The 17,695-nt window shown below is 67.3% G+C and carries 16 protein-coding genes; 8 read left to right on the top strand and 8 right to left on the bottom strand.

Annotated elements, in window-relative coordinates; genetic code table 11:
* The first annotated feature begins 10 nt into the window (after nucleotides 1-10).
* The 5 genes from YM304_RS01430 to YM304_RS01450 all read left to right on the top strand — a co-directional run bounded on the left by YM304_RS01430 (nucleotide 11) and on the right by YM304_RS01450 (nucleotide 6,967).
* A complete protein-coding gene (locus YM304_RS01430; protein WP_015439844.1) occupies nucleotides 11-1,570 on the top strand; it encodes a WS/DGAT/MGAT family O-acyltransferase in 1,560 nt (519 codons plus the stop codon).
* Nucleotides 1,571-1,591: 21 nt separating this feature from the next.
* Nucleotides 1,592-3,202: an AMP-binding protein gene (locus tag YM304_RS01435; protein ID WP_015439845.1), complete on the top strand. Its 1,611-nt coding sequence runs from the start codon at nucleotides 1,592-1,594 to the stop codon at nucleotides 3,200-3,202.
* A gap of 46 nt (nucleotides 3,203-3,248) precedes the next feature.
* The gene (locus YM304_RS01440) at nucleotides 3,249-4,253 is read left to right on the top strand and encodes an NADP-dependent oxidoreductase (protein ID WP_015439846.1); all 1,005 of its coding nucleotides are present in this window, start codon (nucleotides 3,249-3,251) and stop codon (nucleotides 4,251-4,253) included.
* Nucleotides 4,254-4,282: 29 nt separating this feature from the next.
* Nucleotides 4,283-6,640, top strand: coding sequence for a transketolase-like TK C-terminal-containing protein (locus YM304_RS01445; RefSeq protein WP_015439847.1), 2,358 nt, complete (start codon nucleotides 4,283-4,285; stop codon nucleotides 6,638-6,640).
* An 84-nt stretch (nucleotides 6,641-6,724) separates the two neighbouring features.
* Nucleotides 6,725-6,967 (top strand): hypothetical protein, encoded by a 243-nt coding sequence (locus tag YM304_RS01450; protein ID WP_015439848.1) that lies wholly within the window; start codon nucleotides 6,725-6,727, stop codon nucleotides 6,965-6,967.
* Here the strand turns inward: YM304_RS01450 and YM304_RS01455 are convergent.
* The 5 genes from YM304_RS01455 to YM304_RS01480 form a co-directional block, all read right to left on the bottom strand.
* The gene (locus YM304_RS01455) at nucleotides 6,937-8,271 is read right to left on the bottom strand and encodes an acyl-CoA dehydrogenase family protein (RefSeq protein ID WP_041297889.1); all 1,335 of its coding nucleotides are present in this window, start codon (nucleotides 8,269-8,271) and stop codon (nucleotides 6,937-6,939) included. The two genes, YM304_RS01450 and YM304_RS01455, sit on opposite strands and share 31 nt — an antisense overlap.
* A 123-nt stretch (nucleotides 8,272-8,394) precedes the next feature.
* The gene (locus YM304_RS21710; RefSeq protein ID WP_015439850.1) at nucleotides 8,395-9,960 is read right to left on the bottom strand and encodes an MFS transporter; all 1,566 of its coding nucleotides are present in this window, start codon (nucleotides 9,958-9,960) and stop codon (nucleotides 8,395-8,397) included.
* Nucleotides 9,957-10,499 carry an ArsR/SmtB family transcription factor gene (locus YM304_RS01470; protein ID WP_041297890.1) on the bottom strand — a complete coding sequence of 181 codons (543 nt, stop codon included), beginning with the start codon at nucleotides 10,497-10,499 and terminating at the stop codon, nucleotides 9,957-9,959. Before YM304_RS01470 ends, YM304_RS21710 begins: the two co-directional genes overlap by 4 nt.
* Nucleotides 10,500-10,616: 117 nt before the next feature.
* The gene (locus YM304_RS01475) at nucleotides 10,617-11,150 is read right to left on the bottom strand and encodes a pyridoxamine 5'-phosphate oxidase family protein (RefSeq protein WP_015439852.1); all 534 of its coding nucleotides are present in this window, start codon (nucleotides 11,148-11,150) and stop codon (nucleotides 10,617-10,619) included.
* Nucleotides 11,151-11,180: 30 nt separating this feature from the next.
* The gene (locus YM304_RS01480; protein ID WP_041298627.1) at nucleotides 11,181-11,963 is read right to left on the bottom strand and encodes an SDR family NAD(P)-dependent oxidoreductase; all 783 of its coding nucleotides are present in this window, start codon (nucleotides 11,961-11,963) and stop codon (nucleotides 11,181-11,183) included.
* 96 nt (nucleotides 11,964-12,059) lie between these two features.
* Here YM304_RS01480 and YM304_RS01485 point away from each other — a divergent pair, with 96 nt between their 5' ends.
* The 3 genes from YM304_RS01485 to YM304_RS01495 all read left to right on the top strand — a co-directional run bounded on the left by YM304_RS01485 (nucleotide 12,060) and on the right by YM304_RS01495 (nucleotide 14,641).
* Complete coding sequence (locus YM304_RS01485; RefSeq protein WP_051071545.1) at nucleotides 12,060-12,569, top strand: PPOX class F420-dependent oxidoreductase; 510 nt, start codon at nucleotides 12,060-12,062, stop codon at nucleotides 12,567-12,569.
* 158 nt (nucleotides 12,570-12,727) lie between these two features.
* Nucleotides 12,728-13,756, top strand: coding sequence for an isopenicillin N synthase family dioxygenase (locus YM304_RS01490; RefSeq protein WP_154723264.1), 1,029 nt, complete (start codon nucleotides 12,728-12,730; stop codon nucleotides 13,754-13,756).
* 9 nt (nucleotides 13,757-13,765) lie between these two features.
* Nucleotides 13,766-14,641, top strand: coding sequence for a phosphotransferase family protein (locus YM304_RS01495; RefSeq protein ID WP_015439856.1), 876 nt, complete (start codon nucleotides 13,766-13,768; stop codon nucleotides 14,639-14,641).
* Here the strand turns inward: YM304_RS01495 and YM304_RS01500 are convergent.
* From YM304_RS01500 to YM304_RS01510, 3 genes are read right to left on the bottom strand one after another with little or no spacing between them, the layout of a single operon-like run.
* Complete coding sequence (locus YM304_RS01500) at nucleotides 14,585-15,379, bottom strand: inositol monophosphatase family protein (protein WP_015439857.1); 795 nt, start codon at nucleotides 15,377-15,379, stop codon at nucleotides 14,585-14,587. The two genes, YM304_RS01495 and YM304_RS01500, sit on opposite strands and share 57 nt — an antisense overlap.
* 1 nt (nucleotide 15,380) lies before the next feature.
* Nucleotides 15,381-16,178 (bottom strand): DeoR/GlpR family DNA-binding transcription regulator, encoded by a 798-nt coding sequence (locus tag YM304_RS01505; protein WP_015439858.1) that lies wholly within the window; start codon nucleotides 16,176-16,178, stop codon nucleotides 15,381-15,383.
* A gap of 15 nt (nucleotides 16,179-16,193) precedes the next feature.
* Nucleotides 16,194-17,642: a mannitol dehydrogenase family protein gene (locus tag YM304_RS01510; RefSeq protein ID WP_162142011.1), complete on the bottom strand. Its 1,449-nt coding sequence runs from the start codon at nucleotides 17,640-17,642 to the stop codon at nucleotides 16,194-16,196.
* Nucleotides 17,643-17,695: the final 53 nt, after the last annotated feature.

Consider the following 17,695-nt stretch of genomic DNA (forward strand, 5'->3'; position numbering starts at 1 on the left):
GGCACGACGCATGAAGCAACTGACTGGCATCGACGCCAACTTCCTGTACATGGAGACGCCGTCGTCGTTCGGCCACGTCAACAGCCTCGTCGTGTACGAGCGCCCCGACATCGACGGTTTCGACCCCTACGAAGCGTTCCGGTCGCAGCTCGAATCGCGGCTCCATTTGCTCGACCCGTTTCGACGCCGGTTGGTCGAGGTCCCGCTGTCGCTCGACCATCCGTACTGGATCAACGATCCCGACTTCGACCTCGACTTCCACGTCCGGCACATCGCGCTCCCCAGACCCGGCAACCTCGAGCAGTTGTCGACGCAGGTGGCGCGCATCATCGGCCGGCCGATCGATCGGAGCCGGCCGCTGTGGGAGGCGTACGTCTTCGAAGGATTGGAGAACGACGACTTCGCGGTGCTCACCAAGGTGCATCACGCGACGATCGACGGTGCCTCCGGCGTGCAGATGCTCGGCATCATCCTCGACAGCCAGCCGGGTGGCGACGAGGTGCCGCCCGACGACGGAAGCTGGACCGCCGACGAGGTTCCGAGCGACACCGAGATGTTCGCCCGAACCGCCGCGAGCTTCGTGCGCACCCCGGGAAAGTTCGCGAGGACGCAGCTTCGGCTGATGCAGGACTTCGCTGAGATCACTCGGTCGAAGGGCGTGTCGGCCATGATCAGTTCGGTGCGTGAGCAGTTTCCGACGGCCGCGGGACGTGACCGCCGAGAAGGCAACCTGCTCGCCCGAACCGGCCTGACCGCACCGCCGACTCCGTTCAACAAGTCGATCACACCGCATCGCCGCCTCGCGCTCCGGGCGACGCCGCTCGCTGATCTCAAGGTGCTGAAGTCGGCGCTCGGTGCGACCGTCAACGACGTCGTCATGGCCATCAGCACCGGGGCGTTGCGCAACTATCTCCTGCAGCACGACGCGCTGCCCGACGTGCCGCTGCGTGCGATGGTGCCGGTGTCGATTCGCACCGGCGACGAAGACGACATCTGGACCAATCGCGTGTCGGGCCTGGTGTGCGACCTGCCGACGCACCTTGCCGACCCGCTCGAGCGCGTCGCCTCGGTGCACGAGTCGATGGTGGCTGCGAAGGAGCAGTTCGACATGACCCCGGCCGAGACGATGGTGGCGGCGGCACAGTTCGCGCCGCCCGCCCTCGCCGCGCAGGCATCGAGGGTGTCGGCGTCGTTGCGTCTCGCCGATCGCACCAACCCGGCGGTCAATGTCGTCATTTCCAACGTTCCGGGTCCGCGTGAACCGTTGTACATGAGCGGTGCGCGGATGAAGAACTTCTTCCCGGTGTCGACCATCGCCCCCGGGGTCGGGCTCAACATCACGGTGCAGAGCTACGTCGACACACTCGACTTCGGTCTGGTCGCCTGTCGTGAGCTCATTCCCGATCTCGACGATCTGCTCGAGTTGCACCTCGCCGAGATCGACACGCTGTTCGCTGCTGCCGGCATCGACCGAGACGGCAGTCTGCTCGCCCCTGCCGAGCCCGCTGCGTCGAAGAAGCGCTCGGGCACCAAGCGCGCCGCGGCGAAGAAGAAGCGCTCGACATCGTGACGCCGAGTCGCGACGGTCTCCGTGGCCGCTGACGGGTCGATGGCATCACGCTGGTCGCCGGAGGCGCTGTTCGACATCGGTCGTCGCGTCGGTCTGCTCGATCCGCGTCGCGTGCCGTCGGTGGCTGCGTCGACGGCGCGCTGGGGGCCGACCGTCGCCGCCCTGTACGCATCGGCGGCGCTCTCGTCCCCTCGGCGCGCGGCGGTGGTCGATGATCACGGGACGCTGTCCTACGCCGACCTCGACCGCCGGTCGACGCAAGCGGCGAAGGGGCTGCGTCACATCGGCATCGAAGCGGGCGCGAGCATCGGCGTGGCGTGTCGCAACCACGCCGACTTCGTCGAGATCACGGTCGCCGCGGCAAAGGCCGGTCTGCGGTGCATCTACCTCAACACCGGGTTCGCGGCACCGCAGATGACCGAAGTGCTCCGTCGCGAAGACGTCGCAGGCGTGGCCGTCGACTCGGCGTTGTTGCACCTGCTCGACGACAGCGACATCGACGGCCCGATCGTGGTGACCGGCGGCGGGCTCGTCGACGGCGAGACGCTCGGCGGCCGCGCTCGGGCGCTGGCAGAGGTCCGCGACCTCGGCCAGCGGCGTCCCCCGCTGCTCGCGTCGATGCCGATCGCCCCCGTGCTGCTCACCTCCGGAACCACCGGCACCCCGAAAGGGGCTCGCCGGGGCAACCGGGCCGACCCGTCGGTCGCCACCGGCATCATCGAGCAGATCCCATATCGACACGACGACGTGATGGCGGTGACCTCGCCGCTCTTCCACGCGTGGGGTCTCGCCCAGATGACCCTCGCCGCCGGACTCGGAGCCACCGTCGTGCTCGCCGAGTCGTTCGACCCCGACGCGACCCTGGCGCAGATCGAGCGCGAGCGCGTCACCGTGCTGGCGGTGGTGCCCGCCATCCTGCAACGGCTGCTCGCGTCGCCGATGCTCGACTCCACCGATCTGTCGTCGCTGCGTATCGTGGCGTCGAGTGGCTCGGCGTTGCCGGTCCCGGTGGTGGAAGCGTGGCTCGATCGCGTCGGACCGAACCTCTACAACCTCTACGGATCGACCGAGGTCGGACAGGCCACCCTCGCCACGCCCGACGACCTGGCCCACGCCCCGTCCACCGCGGGGCGGGTGATGCGCGGCTCGACGATTCGGATCCTCGACGAGTCGGGTGCCGAAGTCGCCACCGGATCGATCGGCCGGATCTTCGTCGGCAACGGTGCGCAATTCGACGGCTACACCGGTGGCGGAGGCAAAGAAGTCGTCGACGGGCTCATGTCGTCGGGCGATGTCGGATACGTCGACGATGGCGGACTGCTCTTCGTGACCGGCCGGGCCGACGACATGATCGTGAGCGGTGGCGAGAACGTGTTCCCGCGCGAGGTCGAAGACCTCCTGTTGGCGCATCCTGCGGTCGCCGACGTCGCCGTGGTCGGGGTGGACGACGACGACTTCGGTCAACGCCTCGCAGCGCACATCGTGAAGGAACCGGGCCGCAAGATCACCAAGAAGCAGGTTCGCGAACTCGTCGGAGCGAACCTCGCACGCCACAAGGTCCCGCGCGACGTCCACTTCGTCGACGAGTTGCCGCGCACGGCGACCGGCAAGATCCGGCGCTCGCGACTCTGATGACCTGGGTCGTGGGCGCCGCCGACCGACCTGCGAGCATGACGTCATGACCACGATCAATCGCCGCGTCGTCCTCGTCGAACGTCCGGTGGGGCAGGCGCTGCCTCACCACTTCCGTGTCGAAGACGTCGAACTCGAGCCGCTCGGCGACGGCGACGTGCGCGTGGCGGTCGAGTTCATCTCGGTCGACGCCGGCACCCGCACGATGCTGCGCGGTGAAGGGTTCCACATGCAGGTCGGGCTCGGCGAGACGATCCTGGCATCGGGCGTCGGACGGGTCATCGAGTCGAAGGCCGACGGGTTCTCGGTCGGCGACGCCGTCCGGGGTGGGCTCTGCGCCCAGACGATCGCCACCATGCCCGGCAACATGCTCGAACGCGTCGACGACTCACTCGGACCGCTCAGCCTGCACCTCGGAGCGCTCGGCGGTTCGACAGGTGTCACCGCCTGGATCGGTATCCGCGACGTGGCCAAGCCGGGGCCCGGCGACGACTTCGTCGTGTCGGCGGCGGCCGGAGCGGTCGGCTCGATCGCCGGCCAGATCGCGAAGCTCGACGGCGCCCGAGTCATCGGCATCGCCGGTGGGCCCGACAAGTGCGCGCACCTCGTCGACACGCTCGGCTTCGACGAAGCGATCGACTACAAGAACGACGACGTCAACGCTCGGCTGCGCGAGCTCTGCCCCGACGGCGTGAACGTGTTCTACGACAACGTCGGTGGGCCGATCCTCGACGCGGTCCTCGACAACATCGCCATGCGCTCCCGCGTTGTGATCTGCGGCGCCGTCTCGCAGTACGACGACATGGACAACGTGACCGGCCCGTCGATGTACCTCCGTCTCGCCGAGCGGCAATCGACGATGGAGGGCTTCGCGTACTTCCACTTCCCCGAGAGCATCGAACCAGCGAAGGCCGAACTCGCCCGCTGGATCTCCGACGGCACGATCGTGATGCCCGAAGACATCCTCGACGGCATCGACCGCTACCCCGAAGCGCTGCAGTTCATGTTCGACGGACGCAACGTCGGAAAGTTGCTCGTCAAGGCGTCGTGATCCGGTCGCCGGGCGGCAAGTATGGGCGTATGACCAACGTTGCCGACGGGGCCTCTCCCGATCTCGACACGCTTCGCGAGATCGAGCGACGCGTGCTGTGGCTCGCCACCCGGATCATCGACCACGCCAACCGGCGCGGCGACACCGACGTGAAGGTCGGCGGACATCAGGCGTCGAGCGCGTCGATGGCGTCGATCATGACGGCGCTGTGGTTCGCGCACATCGGTAGCGCCGACAAGGTCGCCGTCAAGCCGCACGCGTCGCCGGTGTACCACGCCATCAAGTACCTCACCGGTGAGCTCGACCGGTCGTACCTCACGAAGCTCCGCCAGCGCGGCGGTCTGCAGGCCTACCCCTCCCGGACGAAGGACCCGGACGTCTCCGACTTCTCGACCGGGTCGGTCGGGCTGGGTGCTGTCGCCCCGCTCTTCTCGGCGCTCACCCGGCGCTATGTCGACTCGCACTTCGGTACGCACGGTGACGCCCGGTTCATCGCGCTGGTCGGCGACGCCGAACTCGACGAGGGCAACGTGTGGGAGGCGATCGCCGACCCCGCCACGCAGGGGCTCGGCAACTTCACCATGGTGATCGACCTCAACCGACAGTCGCTCGACCGAGTGATTCCCGACATCGCCGCCACGCGCCTGAAGCAGTTCTTCACCGACGCGGGCTGGCACGTCGCCGAGGCGAAGTACGGCAGTCGGCTGTCGGCGGCATTCGCCGAACCCGGCGGTGAGACCCTCGAGGCGCACATCGATGCCATGCCGAACGAGGCGTATCAGGAGCTGTTCGCCGTGTCGGGTCCCGACCTGCGTCGCAAGTTCCTGGTCGATGCCGACGACGCGGTGAGGCGGTTCGCCGACCGACTCGACGACGATGCGCTGAAGCATCTCGTCACCGATCTCGGTGGTCACGACCTCGGGTTGCTGATCGACACGTTCCGGTCGTGCGACGCCGAGGTCGACCGGCCGTCGGTGGTGTTCGCGTACACGATCAAGGGTCACGGTCTCGCCATGGCGGGCGACCCGATGAACCATGCCGCCCTGCTGAGCCCCGAGCAGATCGACGAGTTCCGGACGAGTGTGGGGCTCGACGAATCGACCGAGTGGGACCGCTTCGATCCCGACAGCCCAGCCGGTCGGCTCTGTCGCTCGGTCGGCAGCGAGGTCAACAACGCGTTGCCCACCCCGCGGCCGACCCTGCCGATCCCGACGGCGGCACGTTCGGTCACCACCAACGGCTCGACGTCGACACAGGAAGCGTTCGGTCGCGTGCTCGCCAGCCTCGCCGACGTCGCCGGCGTCGGCGAGCGGCTCGTCACCACCGCGCCCGACGTGTCGATCTCGACCAACCTCGGTGGCTTCATCAACAAACGCGGCGTGTACTCACACGTCGAGCGCGCCGACCACGGAGGCGCCGAGCGGCTGTTGAAGTGGGCGCCGGGACCGGGTGGTCAGCACATCGAACTCGGCATCAGCGAGATGAACCTGTTCATGCTGTTGGGGCAGCTCGGGCTCAGCCACGACCACCACGGCGAGCATCTGCTGCCGGTCGGCACGGTCTACGACCCATTCGTGCTGCGCGGTCTCGATGCCTTCATCTACGGGCTGTACAACGACGCGAAGTTCGTCGTGGCCGGTACGCCGGCGGGCGTGACGCTCGCGCCCGAAGGTGGTGCGCACCAGTCGACGATCACCGCATCGGTCGGAGCCGAACTCCCGAACCTCACCTACTTCGAGCCGGCGTTCGCCACCGAGGTCGACTGGATCCTGTGCGACGCGCTCGACCAGGTCGGGCGCGCCGACGGGTCGAGTTCGTATCTCCGGCTCTCGACTCGGCCGATCGACCAGCAGCCGTTCGCGAGCGTCGTCGAGTCGATGGGTGCCGAGCGTCTTCGAGCACACGTGCTGGCCGGTGGCTATCGGCTTCGTGACGCTCCGAGCGACGATCGCCCCGGCGTCACCATCGTGACCACCGGCGTGATGGCGCCCGAAGCGCTGGCCGCCGCGGCCGAACTCGACGGGGAAGGGGTGCAGGCGAGCGTGGTCCACCTCACGAGCCCGGATCGCGTCTACCGGAGTTGGCGTGACGGGTTCGCCCAATCGACCGCGTCGGCCCGCATCGTGCGGCGGCCGAGCCGTCTGCATCGGCTCGTTCCCGCGTCCGAACGGCGCCGTCCGATCGTGAGCGTTCACGACGCGGCGAGCCACAGCCTGGCCTGGCTCGGTTCGGCGCTGGGCGCGCGTCAGTACACGCTCGGCGTCGACCGGTTCGGCGAATCGGGCACCATCGCCGACCTGCACGAGATCACCGGCATCGACGCCGGCAGCATCGTCAACGCAGCGTTGATCGCACTGAGCGAACACGACGACGGCATCGACGAGTAGCCACTCCGCTCGTCGCGGGGATGATTCACCTCGAGTTCAGATGGCGCTCACGTCAGCGTCATCCGTCGAGATCAGGATCGAGTCATGCCTTCATGGATCGATCGACTGCTCGTGGATCTCGGACGGAACATCGTCGAACAGGGATGGGCAGGTCCGTGGACGTCGATTCCGCCGATGGTGGTGGGTGACGAGCTCGGTGCCCGCCCGCTCGGCTGGTCGGACGACACCGGGTGGCCGGATCGTGACCCGCGGCCCGAGGGCGACCGCGACGATGGGCATCGTCATCGCGAGCTCGGTCAGGAGTTGACGGCGAGCTCGTCGAGGTAGTCGCCGTAGCGCTCCAACGCGGCTGCTCGGCGAGTCGGAACGTGATCGATCGACGGATCCGCCGGCCGGTAGCGCTTCAACACCTGCCGCGCCACGGTGACCTTGTGCACCTCGTCGGGACCGTCGTAGATGCGTGCAGCACGCGCCGCCCGGTACATCGCTTCGAGCGGCAGGTCGGTCGTGTAACCGAGCGACCCGTGAATCTGGATCGCCCGATCGATCACGTCGTGCAGCACCTTCGCACCCCAGAACTTGATGACGGCGATCTCGAGACGGGCATCGCTGTAGGTGCCCCCCGCCTCGTGGAGCTTGTCCATCTTCCACGCAGCTTGCAGCGTGAGCAGTCGGGCAGCTTCGCGGTCGGCGTACGACTGCGCGATCCAGTCCTGGATCATCTGCTTGTCGGCGAGGATCGACCCTTTCGTGAAGCGTGTGAGCGCTCGCTCGCAGAGGAGGTCGAAGGCGCGTTGTGATTGACCGAGCCAGCGCATGGCGTGGTGGATGCGACCGGGGCCGAGGCGCTTCTGCGCGAGCGCGAAGCCTTGCCCGATTCCGGCCTCGCCGCCCACGACGTTGTCGAACGGGACGCGCACCTCGTCGTAGATGATCTCGGCGTGACCGCCGGGTTCGCCGGTCTTGTGGTCGGGTTCGCCCATCGTCGGCACGTCGCGGAGGATGTTGACACCCGGCGTGTTGGTCGGCACGACGGTCATCGAGAACGCGGTGTACGGCGACGCGTCGTCGTCGAGATTGGTCTTCGCCATCACGATCAAGATGTCGGACACCGACGCGTTCGACGAGAACCACTTGTGGCCGTTGATGACCCATTCGTCACCGTCGCGGCGGGCGCTGGTGGTGAGCAGCGTCGGGTCGGCGCCCGCACCCGGCTCGGTCATCGAGAAGCACGACCGGATCTCTTGGTTGAGCAGCGGTTCCATCCACTTCTTCTTCTGCTCGTCGGTGCCGCCGAGCGAGAGCAGTTCGGCGTTGCCGGAGTCGGGAGCGTTGTTGCCGAAGATGCGCGGTGCGAGCGGTGACTGCCCGAGGATCTCGTGCATCAGGCCGAGCTTGACCTGGCCGAAGCCGCCACCGCCGAGCTCGGGCGGCAGATGCGCGGCCCACAGGCCCTGGTCCTTGACCTGCTGCTTGAGCGGTTCGGTGATCTCGGCGAACGCAGCGCGCCCTTCTTCACTGCGGAACTCGGGCGCCAGCGTCTCGAGTGGGAAGATCTCCTCCTTCACGAACTCGCGCATCCACGCGAGCTTCTGCTCGAATTCCGGTTCGGTCTCGAAGTCCCATGCCATCGCCACAGTCTCACGATGTGGGAGGCCGCGCGACGAGTCGCAGCACCGCTTGTTTCCTTCGGTCCCGGTCGAAAAGAAACAAGCGCTTGTTTCCCTTGGACCCGGTCGAAAAGAAACAAGCGGTCAGTCGTCGTCGGACGCGGCAGCGGCTCGGGCAGCTTCGATCTTGGCCGTGGTGAGCTTCGGAGCAGCGACGGCCCACACGACGAAGTGCAACCCTCCGGCGATGAAGAACGGCATGCGCAACGCCAGTTCTCGCGAGCCCCAGACGTCGGTGAGGACGACGATCAGACCGCCGAGCGCGGCGCCCAGCGGCATCATGCCCCACGCGAAGAAGCGGTAGACGCTGTTGACCCGGCCGAGCAGATGATCGGGAATGATCGACTGGCGCAGGCTCACCGTGATCACGTTCCACAGCACCGCGACCAGCATCGCGATCGCGAACATCAGCCACACGAGATACCACGAGTTGGCGATGCCCATTACACACGTCGTCGCCCCGCCGACCGTGAGCGTGAGCGACAGCGACGGTCCGGCACCGATCTTCTTCGCGATGCGCGATGCCGTCCAGCCGCCGATGACGCCACCGATCGCGCCGCCGGTTTCGAGCAGCGCGAACTCGGTGGGTGTGGTCTCGAGCACTTCCTGTGCGAACAGGACCATGGTGGCGACCGACATCGTGCCGAGCATGTTGAGCAGACCGAGGATGATCGCCATCGGTCGCAACAGATCGTGCGACCACAGCCAGGCGAACCCTTCTCGGAGTTCGTCCTTCCATGACGATGGTCGAGGGCTCACGGCGGGTTCGTGGTCGGGAGTCTGATCGCCCTCGACGCCATGCTTGGTCGCTGGCGCTCCCGGCGCGGGCCGTGACGATTGTCGAGGGCCCACTGCGAGTTCGTGGTCGGGAGTCTGATCTCCTTCGGCGCCGTGCTCGGTCGCTGGCGTTCCCGTCGCTGGCGCTCCCGGCGCGGGCACGGCTCGCGACTTGGAGCGGCGCTTCGTCGCGGGGATCAATGCGATCAGCGCAGCCGACACGGCGAACGTGGCGGCATCGAAGAAGAACGGGACCGAGAAGGCCGCGACGAGCAACAGGGCGCCGAGCGGCGGGCCGACGAAGGTGTTGGCGACCATCTCGATGCTCCAGAGGCGACCGTTCGCTTTCTCGAGATGCTGCTTGTGCACGATCGACGGCATGAAGGTCTGTGCCGAGTTGTCGTACAGCACCTCGGCGAAGCCCATGAGCAACGTCGCGAGGAGCACGATCACGTAGAGGAGGTGATCGGTCGCGAAGTCGGTCGCCGCGTCGTTGATCTCGTCGGGCCCGGGCAGGACACCTTGCTTGCCGAGCACGATGAACGCCACGCCGAGCGTGAGCACGGCGCGGATCGAGTTGGCCAGCACCATCAGCGTGCGACGATCGTTGCGGTCGGTGATGACCCCGGCCGGCAGCGAGAAGAGCAGCCACGGCAGACGTTGGACGACCGCCACGAGCGAGATCAGGAACGGGTTGCGCGTGACGGCCGAGGCCAGCCACGGATACGCGATGAGCCCGATGCCGTCACCGAGGTTGGAGATCGTGCTCGCTCCGAAGAGCTTGAAGTAGTTGGCGCCGAGTCGGTCCTTCGGGGGTGCCGCCACCGGCTCGGGGGTCGATGGCGGTGTGGTGCTGTCGAGTTGATCGGTCATTCGCCAGCCTCCGGCAGCGTCGGGTGATCGGTGGGGTACACGGCGGCCACGAAGCCGTACACGGTGTCGCCGTCGCGTTCGAGCGTGGTGAACTCCTCGGCGATCTCGTTGACCCGTGAGAAGAACTCGTCGGCTCGGTCGGCGGGGATCCGGGCATGGCGCAGCGTGGCGAGCATCTTGCCGGGTGACGGCACGCGAGCTTCGGCCTGCGCCTCGGCGAGCATGTTGACCGGTTCGGCGCCCGCCGGCAGGGCATCGCCGAGCACGATCGTGCGCCCCACCCGACCGTAGAAGCGTTCTTCGATCGCCCGTACCTGCCGGGTTCGCACCACTCGGAGCAGACCCACGTCGACGAGGAGGTCGACGTGATAGGCGATCGACGACTTGGGTCGTCCGACCGCTTCGGCGAGCTCGGTGACCGTTGCCGCTCGCTCGAGCACGAGGTCGAGGATCTGGCTGCGAAGCGGGTTGGCGATCGCCTTCATTCGGGCCGGCGTGTCGGCCGCTACCGATGGTTCGAGTTCGTAGTCGGGAGACATCGAGGCAGAATATCCGAGAAAAACAGAATGATCCACAAATATCGGACATTCGTTGCCGGTCGATGCTCGGCATTGCTCATGCGGGCCGATCGCGAGGTGGTCGGCGACGCGCTCTAGTCAGACCGTGGTCGTGGTGCTGCCGGCGGGCGAGTTCGCGAACATTGCTTCGGAGTCGAAACCGATCCGGGTGTCGGGCGTGATCTTGATGACCATGCGCCCGGGGCTGTCGAGGTGGGCGACGAACGCAGCTTGCTTCGTGGCATCGCCAGGCCGGACCTTCGCAGCCAGCACCGGGTAGAACCAGTCGAGTGTCGCCCGGTCGTCGAGGACCTCGGCATCACCCTTGTACGTGACCGCCTGGCTGACGCCGATGTCGGTTCCGCGACTCGAGATCGCCACGGAGACCCGGGGACGCGCCTCGACGGCGGGGACGCGCTTGCGACGCCGGGTGCAGGTGACCCAGAACGCTCCGTCGAGGTACACGAAGTTCATGATGACCCCCACCGGATCGCCGGTCGAGGTGGTCCACATGAAGGTGCACTCCGTCTGCTTCTCGAGCAGCGTGGCCTCGCGGTCACCCGACAGGACGAACTTCGAGACGTCTTCGTAGCTGTCGGTGTAGTCGGAATGGTCGTTCGTTTGGTCGCCCATGGGGCCTCCTCGTGATTGGGTGAGAACGGATCAGCGCGGCTTCGCGCCGCCGCCGACGCGCAGGATCTCGCCGCTGACCCAACTCGCCGCGTCGGACGCGAGATAGACGCACGCCGCCCCGATGTCTTGCGGGGTGCCGAGTCGGCCGAGCGGGATGTTCCACTCGTCGAGCAGTTGGTCGAGTTGGTCGTCGGTCTTGCCGACCGCTTTGAGCATCACTTCGGTCGGGATCGCTCCGGGAGCGACGCCGTTGACTCTGATCTTGGGTGCCAGTTCGGCCGACAGGGTCCAGGTCAGCGAATTGGTGGCCGCCTTCGCCGCGCCGTAGTGCGCGCTGCCGGGCACCGGGCCGGTTCCGGCACCCGATGAGATGTTGATGATCGAGCCCTGGTCGATGTAGCGCGCCGCGGTCATCGACCCGACGTAGACCGACGTGAGGTTGAGGGCGATCGTGCGATCCCATTCTTCACGCGGGAGGTCGGCGAGCGGCATGCGCATCGGTGAGCCGCCGGCGTTGTTCACCCAGGTGGTGAGCGAGCCGAACTCGTCGACCGCGGCCTGGGCGAGCGCATCGACGGCGTCGTCGTCGGTGACGTCGGTGGTGACGGCGATGGCCCGACCGCCGGCGTCGCGGATCCGAGTGGCCACCTGTTCGATCTCGGCGGTTCGTCGCGCCGCGACCACGACAGCGGCACCAGCCTCCGCGAACGACACGGCGATGCCTTCGCCGATGCCGCGACCGCCACCGGTGACGACGGCAACGTGGTTGGACATGTCGAAGAGTTGAGGTGTGGTGCGTGCGTCGGAGCTCATCGTCATCCAGTGTGCCCAACCGGGCTCGTCGGTCTCCGACCGAGGTGTCCGGGCCCGCCGACGTGGCAGGCTGTGGACGATGACGAGAGGTACTTCATGAACGATTCATCCATCAAGAAGATCCCCGCCGACGACCGGCGGGCGAACTATCGAGCCAGCGAGATCGACGTCGACCGGGCCGAACTCGCGCAGCATCTCGCGGGCCGTCACCAGTGGGTGCTGGCGACGACCCGGCGCGACGGGCGGCCGCAGATGAGCCTGGTGACGGGCGGAATGATCGCCGATGGTCGGCTCGCGATCTCGACCTACCCGGAGCGGGTGAAGGCGAAGAACGTCCGGCGGAACTCCGCGGTGTCGGTCGCCGTGATGGGTGAGCAGTTCAACGATGCCTGGATCCAGATCGACGGAGACGGCGAGGTCATCGATCTGCCGGACGCCGACGACGCGTTCGTCGAGTACTACCGGTCGATCTCGGGTGAGCATCCCGACTGGGACGAGTATCGGCAGGCGATGGCCGATCAAGGGAAGTGCATGATCGTGATCACGCCGACCCGGTGGAGCCCGCTGAGCAAAGGCGGCTTCCCACCGTCGCTGTTCGACGACTGACCGGACGGTTTGTCTCTGAGACAAAGCGTCCGGCTCGCGATCGAACCACGATCCGATGGTCCCCGACGACATCGATTTCGAGATCGCTCCACCGAGATGAACGGTCACCGGCGGTGCTCGAAGATGATGATCGTCCAGCGCGGCGCGAGACTGTGGTGGTGAGGAGCGAGTTCGATCCTGGGGCCAAGGAACGCGAGTTGCGAGCCGAGTCGTCGTCGTGGGAGACGTCGGTGGTCGTCGATGCCGAACCGGGCGACATTCCGGTGGTCGACATCTCGGCGTACGTCGAGAGCGGATCCGAGGCCGACCTGGCGACGGTCGCTGCGCTGGTGAACGATGCGTGCGAGACGGTCGGCTTCTTCCAACTGATCGGGCACACGGTGCAGACGGATCTGATCGACTCGACGTTCGACGCCGTCCGTGCGTTTCACGATCTGCCCGTCGACGAGAAGCAGCAGATCGCGATGGACGGTGCCGATTGGCCGCTCGGTGGCGTCGGCTATCTGGGTCTGCGCTCGCGCAAGCTGCCGTCGCGTGACCGCGGCAACCTGAACGAAGCGTTCTTGATCAAGGGTCAGGAGGGCATCGGTGTCGACGACAACCAGTGGCTCGCCGACGACGTGCTGCCCGGGTTCCGTACGACCGTCGAGACGTACGCGTCGGCGGTCAACGAACTGGCCCTGCGGCTGCTGCCGATCTACGCGACGGCGCTCGGCCTCGACCCCTCGTTCTTCTCCGACGCGTTCCGCGATCCGACGTGGCGGCTTCGGATGACGCACTACCCGCCCGATCAGTTCGGGGCCGACGACAACCCGGGTGCCGGCGCCGAGTACGGCATCGCACCGCACGTCGACACGACCTTCTTCACGCTGCTGCTCCAGGACGGCCCGGGGTTGACGATCTACAGCCACCCTCGCGACGAGTGGATCACGGCGCCGGTCGTCGAGGGCGCGTACGTGGTCAACTCGGGTGAGCTGCTCAAGCACTGGACGAACGACAGGTATCTCAGCGTGCGCCATTTCGCGAACAACGATGCACACGTCTCGCGCTACTCGATCCCGTTCTTCTACAACGCGACGGCGAGTCACCCCATGGAGTGCCTGCCGACCTGCTGCTCCGACGACAACCCGCCGAAGTACCCGCCCATCTCGTACGGCGAGAGCCAAGCCGTCGCGCAGGGGGAGTAGACAGTTGCAGTGAGAGCGGCTGACAACACACGCCTCGGCGAGCTCATCTCGGTCGGCCGGACGTCGGAGGTGCACCGCTACGGCACCGACGGGGCGATCAAGATCCTGAAGCGCTCGACGCCGCCGCACTGGGCGCAGGTCGAGGCGTCGTTCACCACGTCGGTACGCCGCCTCGGAGTCGCGGCACCGGAGGTGCGCGACGTGCTGCACGTCGACGGGCGGGCAGCGATCCACTTCGAGATGATCGACGGGCCGTCGATGCTGGAGCGCATGATCGACCGACCGGCCGACGTCGCGGCGCTCGCGTGCGAGCTCGCCGACGTCCAGCGCGCGATCCACGAGGCCGGTGTGCCCGACGGCCTTCCAGGTCTGGTCGACCGTCTTCGCCTGAAGCTCGGCCTGGCGACCGACCTCGACGATCTCGAACGGTGCCGTGCGGTCGACGTGCTCGAGGCGATGCCTCGTGGTGCGGCGCTGCTGCACGGTGATCTGCATCCCGGGAACGTGCTGCTCGGCGCGTCCGGACCCGTCGTGATCGACTGGTTCGATGCCGCCGTCGGCCACCCGGCGGCCGACATCGCTCGCACGCAACTCCTCCTGCGAGCGTCGGGTGCAACCGATCTTCGCCACCTCCCGGGCGCCTCGACCGCCGTGGTCAGCGAGGTCCACGACGGCTACATGGCGCGGACGCTCGCCGGTCGGTCGGGGGCGGAGGCGGCGGTCTTGCGTCGCCAGCTCGACGACTGGCTGCGACTCCGAGCGGCGGGTCGGCTCGCCGAGCACACCGACGCCGACGTCAGCGGCTTGGTCGAGATCTGGCGGCAGGGTTCAGCCGTCGACGACCGCTCGGAGCTCGTCGAAGATCGCGGCGCTCGCGGCGATTGACAGGCCCTCGCCGTTCGAGGCCGGGTCGTCGACGCGGGCTCCGCCTTCGCTCGCGATGAGGTCGCCAGCGGCGTGGTCGTAGAGCTTGGTGTCGTGCTCGTAGTAGCCGTCGAGCCTGCCGCAACCGACCCAGCAGAGGTTGAGCGCCGCCGAGCCCATGCACCGAATGTCGCGGCTCACCGGGAGCAGTCGGTTGAGGATCTCCGACTGCTGCGCTCGGCGCTCGCTCGAGTACGAGAAGCCGGTGCCGATCAGGGCCTGGTCGAGTGCGACGGTGTCACGCGCTCGGACGGGCACACCATCGCGTCGCGCGCCGCGCCCGAGCGCTGCCGAGAACGTCTCGTCTCGCACGATGTCGACCACCGCGCCGGCGACGGTGACGCCGCCGACCGTTGCCGCGATGCTCACCGACACCACCGGGAGGTCGTAGAGGAAGTTGACCGTGCCGTCGATCGGGTCGACGATCCAGCCCACGCCGTTGCGCCCGCGGTCGTCGTCGAGCTCTTCGCCGACGATCGTCGAGCCAGGGCACCGCTCGAGCAGTTCTCGGCGAATCAGCGCTTCGGACTCGACGTCGGTGGCGGTGACGACGTCGGTCGGACTCGACTTGGTTCGGGTCGATGCAGCAGCCCCGACGGATGCGCGCACGAGTGTTGCCGCAAGTCGGGCGACCTCGACGGCGACGACGACGAGGTGGTCGCCCTCGGTCGCCGACGGCGGAACGACCGATGACGGCATGTCAGGCCAGCACGACCGTGGTCCCGCCTGCTTCGATCGATGCGATCTGCGCAGGGTCGGTCTCGGTGTTGGTCACGAGCACGTCGACGTCGGACCAGTCGGCGAAGCGCACGAAGTGTTCGTGTTCGAACTTCGAGTGGTCGAGCAGCATCACGACCCGCCGGGCGGAGCGGATGATCGCACGCTTCCAGGCTGCCTCTTCACGATACGGCGTGGTCAGCCCGGACGATGCGGTGGCGGCGTCGGCACTCATGAAGACCGTGTCGACGCGTAGCGGTTCGACGGCTTCGATCGCTTGGGAGTCGACCATGGCGAACGTGTTCTTGCGGACCTTGCCGCCGATGACGATCACGTCGGCGTCGGTGCGCTCGCTCAGTGAGCGAGCGATGAGCAGGGAGTTGGTGACGAAGCGCAGCTTGGTCTCGACCGGGATGAACTCGACGAAGCGGCCGGCGGTGCTCCCGGAGTCGATGATGACCGCGCCGGTGTCGGGGAGTTCGTGAAGCGCGGCCGCTGCCACCCGGCGCTTCTCGTCGTCGTGTTGGTCGTCGCGCACCGAGAGGAGCGGCTCGAATCCACCGGTCTCCCAGGGGGTGGCGCCGCCGTGGACACGACGGACCAGCCGGCGCTTCTGGAGCTCGGAGAGGTCGCGACGGATCGTCTCGGTCGTGACGTCGAATCGTTTCGCCAGGTCGGCGACCTCGACTCGACCGTGCTCGATGGCGAGCGACGCGATCTCCTGCAACCGCTGCGCCTGGAACAGGGCGGGGGACTGAGTGGAGGTGGCGCTGTCGGTCATCGATCGGGTGCGGACTCAGTCGGGTGTGATGAGCGCGGCGATCGCCGACTGTACCCCGCCGCCGCGAAGGGCGGCGAGTGCGTCGACGAAGGCCCGGGTGAAGGCGTCCGAGCCGCTCAGGTCGGCACCGAAGACCTCGGTGAAGCCGAGGAAGGCTGCCGGTTCGTCTCGGGAAGCGGTGGCGTGTGCGACCGCTCGGTCGAGCAGCGGGTCGGCCGATGGTGCGTCAACGGTGGCGAGGTACTGGCACCACCCGGCGAGCGCGAGCGCCGACCGCTCGATCGATCCGTCGCCGGTGAGCTGCGCTCGCACGGTCGGGAGCAGAAACTTCGGGAACTTGGCCGACCCGTCGAGGCAGAGCCGGGCGATCTGGTCGCCGACACCCGGGTTGGAGAAGCGCTCGATCAGCGACGAGATGTAGTCGTCGAGATCGATGCCTGCGGCGTCGGGAAGGGTCGTCTTCGCTTCGGTGTAGAGGAGGTCGGTGACGAATGCTCGCAGCGCCGGATCGGCCATCGCCTCGTCGACTCGCTCGAACCCGTCGAGCGCGGCGAGGTAGGCGAGGCAGGAGTGTCCGGCGTTGAGCAGCCGCAGTTTGGTGAGCTCGTAGGGCTCGATGTCGTCGGTGACGATGACGTCGAGGTGTTCGAGAGGAAGCCGGTCGCCGGCGAAGTCGTCTTCGACCACCCATTGGCGAAACGGTTCGGCCACGACGGGCCACTCGTCGGAGATGTGCATCTCGTCGCGCAGCCAGTCGATGTCGGCGGGCGTGGTCGCCGGGGTGATGCGATCGACCATGCTGTTCGGGAAGCTGACGTGCGTGTCGATCCACTCGGCGAGGTCGTCGGATCGCTTGGCTGCTTCGCCGATGGTCGCGGTTCGGGCGACTCGGCCGTTGGTCATGATGTTGTCGCAGCTCATCACGGTGAGCGGGTGACCGTGCGTCGCGCGGCGCGCGGCGAGGCCGGCAACGAGCACGTCGAACGCGCCGCCAGGTGCTGATTCGTCGGCGACGAACTCGCCGCTCACGTCGTCGACCGGGTACCCGCCTTCGGTGATGGTCATCGACACGATCTGTGTGTCGGGGTCGGCGATTCGAGCGACCAGTTCGTCGGGGCTGTCGGTGACGTGCACGAAGTCGACGATGCTGCCGATCACCTGGACGTCGGTCTCGGCGGCGCCTCTCGACACGAGCGTGTACAGGTGGTCTTGGCGGCGCAGCACCTCGGCGATCCGGGCGTCGAACGGCAGGACTCCCGCGCCGACGATCGACCAGTCGGTGTGGCCTCGTCGGGCGAGATCGTCGACGTAGGTGGCCAGGTGAGCTCGGTGGAAGCCCCCGACGCCGATGTGCACGATGCTGCGTCGCAGCGCCGTGCGGTCGTAGTCGGGGACGACCACCGTCGTGCTCAGCGCGCGCAGTGAGTCGGCGGAGATGGGGAGCGTCACTGTGTCGTCGAGCACACCGGGCACCCTAAAACAACATGAAGCCAAGTGTCCAGCAAAGATTTGTGTGG

Source organism: Ilumatobacter coccineus YM16-304, from assembly GCF_000348785.1.
GTDB lineage: Bacteria > Actinomycetota > Acidimicrobiia > Acidimicrobiales > Ilumatobacteraceae > Ilumatobacter_A > Ilumatobacter_A coccineus.